This is a genomic window from Micromonospora sp. U56, from assembly GCF_018070095.1.
GTDB lineage: Bacteria > Actinomycetota > Actinomycetes > Mycobacteriales > Micromonosporaceae > Micromonospora > Micromonospora purpureochromogenes.
In genome coordinates this window covers 25,288-32,005 of the sequence record NZ_JAGPYL010000079.1, presented here as the reverse complement: position 1 = coordinate 32,005, position 6,718 = coordinate 25,288, and the positions used below count along the sequence as shown (strand labels likewise).

Below are 6,718 nucleotides of genomic sequence, written 5' to 3'. Positions count from 1 at the left end.
CCCGCAGGCTGCCCGACGACGCCCGCGAGGTGGTCGGCCGCCCGTCCTGACCCCCGCCAGGCCCGGCGGGCAGGGGTGGTGCCGCGGGCTGGCACCCGAAGCCGCACCGGGACGGGCGCCGCGTCGCCTACCGTGACGCCATGGACCCATCGGCGGTCTGGCGGGACAAGAACCACCGCTGGCGGATCGAGGCGTACCGGGCGCCGGACCTGCGGTTCGCGATCTTCGCCACCAACGGCACCACCGAGTCGGCCCCGCTGTGGCTGTTCGGCATGTCGGCGCTGGCCCGCTGGCTGATGACCCACGCCATCTCCCTCGACGACCTGGAAAACGACTGACCCGGCCTCCCCGGCGGCACCACTGCGGTTGAGTAGGGGCCAAGGTGGCGGGGGAGGGGGTGGCATGCTCGGGCAGCTCGCGCTGGTGGCCGTGCTGGTGCTGATCAACGCCGCCCTGTCCGGCAGCGAGATGGCGCTGGTGACGCTGCGCGAGGCGCAGCTGCGCCAGCTGGGCCGCTCCGGTCGGGCCGGAGCGCGGCTGGCCCGGCTGGCCCGCGAACCGAACCGCTACCTGGCCACCATCCAGCTCGGCATCACCCTCGCCGGGTTCCTCGCCTCGGCGGCCGCCGCCGTCTCGCTGGCGCAGCCGCTGATCGGCCCCCTCGGCTTCCTCGGCGGCGCGGCCCGGCCGGTGGCCGTGGTGCTGGTGACCGTGGTGCTGACCTTCGTCACCCTGGTCGTCGGGGAGCTGGCCCCCAAACGGCTGGCGATGCAGTGGGCGGAGCGGTGGGCGTTGCTGAGCGCACCCCCGCTGGACGTGCTCGCCCGGCTGTCCCGGCCGGCGATCTGGCTGCTCAGCCGCGCCACCGACCTGCTGGTCCGGCTCGCCGGCGGGGACCCGCGGGCACAGCGGCAGGAGGTGACCGAGGAGGAGCTGCGGGAGATGCTGGTCAGCCAGCGGGGGCTGTCGGCGCAGCAGCGGGAGATCCTGTCCTGTCCGGGGCGTTCGACATCGCCGGCCGGACCCTGCGGGAGATCCTGGTCCCCCGACGGGACGTGACGGTGCTGCCCGCCTCGCTGTCGGCGGGAGAGGCGATGCGCCGGATGGCCGCCACCGGGCGCTCCCGCGCCCCGGTCGTGGGGCCGGGCGGGCTGGACGACGTCCGGGGCATGGTGCACATCCGCGACCTGGTCGACGGCCACGGCGACACCGCCGGCCAGCGGGCCCGCCGGCCGCTGCTGCTGCCCGGCACGCTGCCGGTCGCCGACGCCATGCGCCAGCTGCGGCAACGCCACGAACAGCTCGCCCTGGTGGTCGACGAGTACGGCGGCATCGACGGCCTGATCACCATGGAGGACCTGCTGGAGGAGGTCGTCGGCGAACTGTACGACGAGACCGACCGGGACGTCTCCGGGGTGCTGCGGGAGCCGGACGGGGCACTGGTGCTGCCCGGTGACTTCCCGCTGCACGACCTGGCCGACGTGGGGGTGCGACTGGCCTTCCCGCTGCCGCGCGACTACACCACCGTCGCCGGGCTGGTCCTGGCCGGGCTGGGCCGGCTGCCCGCCGGGCCGGGGGAGTCGGTGCGGCTGCCCGGGCTCACCGTCGAGGTGGTCGAGGTGGCCGACCGGGCGGTACGGCGGGTCCGGCTGCGCGGCCCGGCGGCCGGCGGCCGGGCCGAGTGACCCGGACGGGTTACCGGCCGCGAAAACCGCCGTACCGGGGCGGAACCCGCCGTACCGTGCGGAACGTGAAGGACCGAGGAATGCGGACGTTCCTGGCGGTGCTCGCCGGACTGGCGGTGATCTACTTCGGTGCCACCGGGCGCAGCGCCGATGAGGGCGGCGGGATCTCCGGCGGGGTGGTGCTGCTCGCCCTGGCCGCCGCGCTGCTGGTGTGGAACCTGACCAAGCCGGGGGACAAGCCGGTCAAGTGACGCTCACCGCGCCGCCGCCGTCCGGTCGACCTCGCCCGCGGACTCCTCGCCGAGGGCCACCCGGACCAGCGCCGAGGCGAGCCGGCCGAAGTCCGCCTCGCCGACCAGGCCGGCCAGCCCGCGCGGATTCGCCGGCAGCCCGAGCCGCTTCGCCCCGGTCAGGGTCCGCCGGTCGGCGTACGGGCGCACGTCCGGCCAGACGTCCTGCGCCTCCCGCAGGAAGATGTCCGCGCCGGTCGGACCGATGCCGGGGAACTCGGTGAGCAGCCGGCGCAGCGCGGTCGGCTGCCCGTCGGCCTCCCGGTGCAGCCGGCGCAGGTCACCGTGCCAGCGGTCCAGGCAGAGCCGGGCGCCGGTGCCGAGCATCGTGGCGGTCCGCTCGTCGTAGCGGCGGTAGTGCCCGCGGCCCAGCGCGTCGACCCGCTCCTGCCAGCTCGCCGCCTCCATCGCCTGCGGGGTGCGCCAGCCGGCGGCGAAGAGTTCCCGCGCGGCGGCGAGCGCCACCCCCGCCCGGATCCGGGTGCTCAGCAGGGTGGCCAGCACCAGCAGCTGGTACAGCGGCCCCGGCCGGTCGGTCAGCCGGATGCCGGCCTCCTCGGCGTAGGTGCGTCCCTGTCGGTCCAGCAGGGCCCGGGCCACCCGTCGGTCGTCCCCCATCACCGTGCAGTACCCGCCCTGGCGCGGATCAGCCGGGCCGCCGCCGGTCGAATGTGCGCCACGGCGGCGGGTAAGCCAATCGGGTGCGCGGCCTGCTGGTCGTGCACCCGTCGGAAGGAGAGACCCGTGGTCAATCCGCAGCAGATGGAGTTCCGCCGCAACGCCAAGGGCGCGACCAGTACGGACAGTCGGAAGACCGCCACGCACGCGGGCGGGCATCCGCAGCACAAGGGCACGTCCAACGCGGACGTGGGGCGGCCGGTGCCGAAGGGGCAGGTCTCGCCGTACGGCCCGGCCGGTGAGCCGATCGCCGACGACGAGAGCGACGACCGGGGCTAGCCGCACCGCGCGGAGGGCGGCCGCAGCCGGTTGAAGGTGGCTGCGGCCGCCATTCCGTACGCCAGATGGGGCACGATGTCGGCGAGCCAGTCGGACCGGCTCCAGGTGCGCGGGTCGCTGATCCCCAGCGTCGCGAGCGAGCCGATCGTGGTGGCCATCACCCCGCCGCCGAGCAGCGCGGTCGCGACCGCCGGCGGCAGCCCCCGACGGCTCGCGAGCGCCCCGAACGCGGCGCCGGTGCCGATCCCCAGGGCGTACCCGAGGATGGCCCCGAGGCCCGTGCGGCGGTTGGCCGCCCGGTCCTCGGGGCCCAGGTCCACGTGCGCGAGACCCGCCAGCCGTCGGATGCTCTCCTCCGGGGTGCTGCTCGCCGGTCTGGCCCGGACCGCGATGTCCAGGTAGCCGACCACGTTCAACGCGGCGCTGCCGACCGCGCCGGCGATCGCCCCGTCCACCGCACCGGAAGCGCTCACTTCGGATCGCCCGGTTCGCGCTCACCCTTCGGGCCGAACGTCCGTTCCCCCCGGACCACGCCCCGTTGGCCGCGATCCTCCTGCATGATCCGGTTGGCGACCTGGTTGGCCTCCTGGTCCGCCGCCCGCCCCGACTGCTCGATCAGGTCGCGCAGGCGTGCGCGTTGCTTGTCGTACGCGTTGCTTCCCGGCCGTGGTCCTGGCATAGCCGCCTCCTCGGTAGCTGTCACCGCATGCCGTACCCGCGCCGTCTACCCGTCTGCCGGCGGGTCAACCGCTCAGTCCGGGGTACGCACCACGGCCACCGGGCAGGCGCTGTGGTGCAGCACCCCGTGGCTCACCGAGCCGAGCAGCAGCCCGGCCAGCTCGCCGCGTCCCCGGCCGCCGACCACCACCAGCAGCGCCCGGCGGGACGCGGCGGTGAGCGCGGCGACCGCCCGGTCCCGCACCACCTCGCGGGTGATCGGCAGGTCGGGGTACCGCTCGCCGATGCCGGCCAGGGCCTCGACGAGCACCCGGTCCTCCTCGGCGCGCAGTTCGGACTCGTCGTAGACCAGCGGCTGCATGTCGCCGGGGCCGCCGGAGGCCGGGTGGCGGTAGGCGTGCACCGCGTGCAGCGCGGCACCCCGGATGTCGGCCTGCTCGGCGGCGAACTCCACGGCCCCCCGGGCCGCCGGGGAGCCGTCCACCCCGACCACCACCGGGCCGCCGCCGTGTTCCTCGCCGCGCGCCACCAGCACCGGGCACTGCGCGTACGTGGCGACCTGCACCGCCACCGAGCCGAGGATCAGCGCGCCGAAGCCGCCCAGCCCGCGGTCACCGAGCACGACCAGTACGGCGGTGGGTGTCTCGCCGAGCAGCACCGCCGCCGCCTCGCCGTCGATGATCTCGCCGGTCACCCGGATCCCCGGTACGGCCGCCTCCGCCTCGGCGACCGCCCGCGCGACGAGTTCCTCCGCCTGGTGGCGCAGGCCGCCGCCGGGCGGGGCGTCGGCGGCCGGGTCCACGGGCACCCGCAGCAGCGGCCAGATGAACCCGTGCACCACCCGCAGCGGCCGGTGCCGGCGGGCCGCCTCCGCCGCGGCGAGCCGGACGGCGCGCAGCGCCGGCTCCGAGCCGTCCACGCCCACCACCACCGCCGCGCCGTTCGCCGAGTTCACCGCCGCGCACCTCCTGCCCGCGGCCAGTATCGCGGCCCGGGGACTGTCGCCGGGGCGATACCGCGAGGGCGGTCGCCTCGCTACGCTTCGCCCACCCCGTCGGAAGGGAGCGCCGTCGATGGCCGAGCCGGAGCAGCCGAGCACCGCCCGCATGATCGACTTCTGGTTGGGCGGTGCGCACCACTTCCCGGTGGACGTGGCGGCGGCCCGTGCCTTCGAGGCGGCGTACGGGCCGTGCGCGGCGATCTTCCGGGACCTGCGGGACTTCCTCGGCCGGGCGGTCGGGGCGGTCGCCGAGGCCGGGGTCGACGGCTTCCTCGTCTTCGGGGCCGGCCTGCCCACCCAGGGCAACGTGCACGAGGTGGCCACCTCCGCCACCGTCCTCTACACCGACGTCGACCCGGTCACCATCCGGCTCGGGCAGCGGATCCTGGCCGGCAGCGACCGCGCCGGCTACGGCTACGGCGACGCCACCGACATCGGCACCGTCGACCCGGCCCAGCTGCACCGCTTCGTGCCCGGCTGGGGGAGGAGACCGGTCGGCGTGGTCTTCCTCGGCCTGGCCGCCTTCCTGGACGACGAGACGCTGGCCCGGACCCTGGACGAACTCTACGACGCGGTGGCCCCGGGCAGCTTCCTGACATTCGACTTCGACAGCGAGGAGCTGGCCGGGTACCCGCAGGCGCTGGCGATGATGGGACCGCAGTTCCGGATGCGGACCCCGGCGTCGTTCGCCCCGCTGCTGGGGCGGTGGGTGCCGACGCCCGAGGGCATCGTGCCGGTGGCCCGGTGGCGGCCCCGGGGCCAGCCGGCCGCGGTGCCGGACGCGTTCCACGGCGGGCTGGCCGGCAAGCCCACCGACTGACCCGGCCGGTGCGGCGCCCGGCCGCGCGTCCGTATGATGCTTGCCCTACAGCAAGAATCCTGGAGGACGAACATGCCGGACGTGCCCGCGGCGGTGTCCCGTGCGCTGCGCGCAGCCCCGCCGGACCAGCTGGTGGAGGCCGCGGACCGGGTCGTCCGGTCGCGCCTCGCCGCCGCGCGCACCGACGTGTTCCTGGCCGACTACCGGATCACCGGGCTCTGGCCGGTGCTCGACCCCGACCTGCCGGACGCCGGCTTCCTGGCCTGCCAGGGAGTCGCACAGCGCTGCTTCAGCAGCCAGCAGCCGGTGCTCGACGCCCGCGACGACGGGCACTGCCGCGTCTGGGTGCCGCTGACCGCCTGGGGGGAGCGGCTCGGGGTGCTGCTGGTCGAGCTGACCGGGCCGGCGGACGCGCAGACGGTGGCGTCGATCGGCGAGGTCGGCGACGAGCTGGCCACCGCGCTGCGCGCCGCCGACCGGGAGACCGACCGGTACCGCCGGGCCCGCCGCCGGGAACGGCTCAGCATGGCCGCCGAGATGCAGTGGGACCTGCTGCCGGGCCGCAGCGTGCGGCACCACGCGTTCCTGCTGGCCGGCCAGTTGGAGCCGGCGTACGGCGTGGGCGGGGACCACTTCGACTGGTCCGTCGACTCCGACCGGCTCACCGTCACCGTGCTCAACGGGACCGGCACGGGCATGTCCGCCGCCCTGCTGACCACGTTGACCGTCAACGCGATGCGCAACGCCCGGCGCTCCGGCGGCGGGCTGGTGGAGCAGGCCGAGCTGGCCTCGGACACCATCCACTACCAGCACCGCGGCCGACGGCACGTGGCGACGTTGCTGCTCACGGTCGACACCGTCACCGGTCGGGTACGCGCGGTGGACGCGGGTTCCCCGCACCTGCTGCGGGTCCGCGGCGCCACGGTGACGCCGATCGAGCTGGAGCGCCAGCTGCCGCTGGGCATGTTCGCCGAGACGCGCTACGACGTGCAGGAGTTCGACCTGGAGCCGGGGGACCGGCTGTTCGTGGTCAGCGACGGCGTCTACGACGCGCAGCCGGGCGGCCAGGAGGCGTACGGGGAGCGGGCGATGGCGCGGTCGATGCGGTCCACGCGGTTGCAGCCGGCGACCGAGGCGGTTGGTACCGTGATGCGCGAACTGTTCGCCTACCACGCCGAAGCGGACCTGCGCGACGACGCTGTCGTCGTCTGTCTGGACTGGGTCGGTGTCAGCGGTCAGGGCGAGCGGTAGCGGACCGGCAGCCGGGTACGAGCGGAAACAATCGCAG

9 protein-coding genes and 1 pseudogene are annotated in these 6,718 nt (G+C 75.5%); 6 read left to right on the top strand and 4 right to left on the bottom strand.

Features of this window, described 5'->3' with window-relative positions; all coding sequences use genetic code 11:
• Positions 1 to 140: 140 nt before the first annotated feature.
• The 3 genes and pseudogenes from KBX37_RS23505 (at position 141) to KBX37_RS23495 (ending at position 1,936) form a co-directional block, all read left to right on the top strand.
• Positions 141 to 338, top strand: a complete 198-nt coding sequence (locus tag KBX37_RS23505) for a hypothetical protein (protein WP_088962125.1) — start codon at positions 141 to 143, stop codon at positions 336 to 338.
• A 64-nt stretch (positions 339 to 402) separates the two neighbouring features.
• Positions 403 to 1,685, top strand: a pseudogene (locus KBX37_RS23500) (hemolysin family protein).
• A gap of 65 nt (positions 1,686 to 1,750) precedes the next feature.
• Positions 1,751 to 1,936: a hypothetical protein gene (locus KBX37_RS23495; RefSeq protein WP_154936871.1), complete on the top strand. Its 186-nt coding sequence runs from the start codon at positions 1,751 to 1,753 to the stop codon at positions 1,934 to 1,936.
• A gap of 3 nt (positions 1,937 to 1,939) precedes the next feature.
• Here KBX37_RS23495 and KBX37_RS23490 read toward each other — a convergent pair whose 3' ends face one another.
• A complete protein-coding gene (locus KBX37_RS23490; RefSeq protein WP_210778072.1) occupies positions 1,940 to 2,593 on the bottom strand; it encodes a hypothetical protein in 654 nt (217 codons plus the stop codon).
• A 126-nt stretch (positions 2,594 to 2,719) separates the two neighbouring features.
• Here KBX37_RS23490 and KBX37_RS23485 point away from each other — a divergent pair, with 126 nt between their 5' ends.
• A complete protein-coding gene (locus KBX37_RS23485; RefSeq protein ID WP_210778071.1) occupies positions 2,720 to 2,932 on the top strand; it encodes a hypothetical protein in 213 nt (70 codons plus the stop codon).
• Here the strand turns inward: KBX37_RS23485 and KBX37_RS23480 are convergent.
• The 3 genes from KBX37_RS23480 to KBX37_RS23470 all read right to left on the bottom strand — a co-directional run bounded on the left by KBX37_RS23480 (position 2,929) and on the right by KBX37_RS23470 (position 4,565).
• Positions 2,929 to 3,405, bottom strand: coding sequence for a hypothetical protein (locus tag KBX37_RS23480; protein ID WP_210778070.1), 477 nt, complete (start codon positions 3,403 to 3,405; stop codon positions 2,929 to 2,931). The two genes, KBX37_RS23485 and KBX37_RS23480, sit on opposite strands and share 4 nt — an antisense overlap.
• Positions 3,402 to 3,611, bottom strand: coding sequence for a phosphatidylethanolamine-binding protein (locus KBX37_RS23475; protein ID WP_210778069.1), 210 nt, complete (start codon positions 3,609 to 3,611; stop codon positions 3,402 to 3,404). Before KBX37_RS23475 ends, KBX37_RS23480 begins: the two co-directional genes overlap by 4 nt.
• A 72-nt stretch (positions 3,612 to 3,683) precedes the next feature.
• Entirely contained in the window at positions 3,684 to 4,565 is an 882-nt protein-coding gene (locus KBX37_RS23470; protein ID WP_210778068.1) for a universal stress protein, read from the bottom strand.
• A gap of 118 nt (positions 4,566 to 4,683) precedes the next feature.
• On the opposite strand from KBX37_RS23470, the gene KBX37_RS23465 reads away from it, so the two are divergent.
• Together KBX37_RS23465 and KBX37_RS23460 are read left to right on the top strand one after the other, a co-directional pair.
• Entirely contained in the window at positions 4,684 to 5,430 is a 747-nt protein-coding gene (locus KBX37_RS23465) for an SAM-dependent methyltransferase (protein ID WP_210778067.1), read from the top strand.
• Between the two features lie 72 nt (positions 5,431 to 5,502).
• Positions 5,503 to 6,681 (top strand): PP2C family protein-serine/threonine phosphatase, encoded by a 1,179-nt coding sequence (locus KBX37_RS23460; protein WP_210778066.1) that lies wholly within the window; start codon positions 5,503 to 5,505, stop codon positions 6,679 to 6,681.
• Positions 6,682 to 6,718 lie beyond the last annotated feature (37 nt).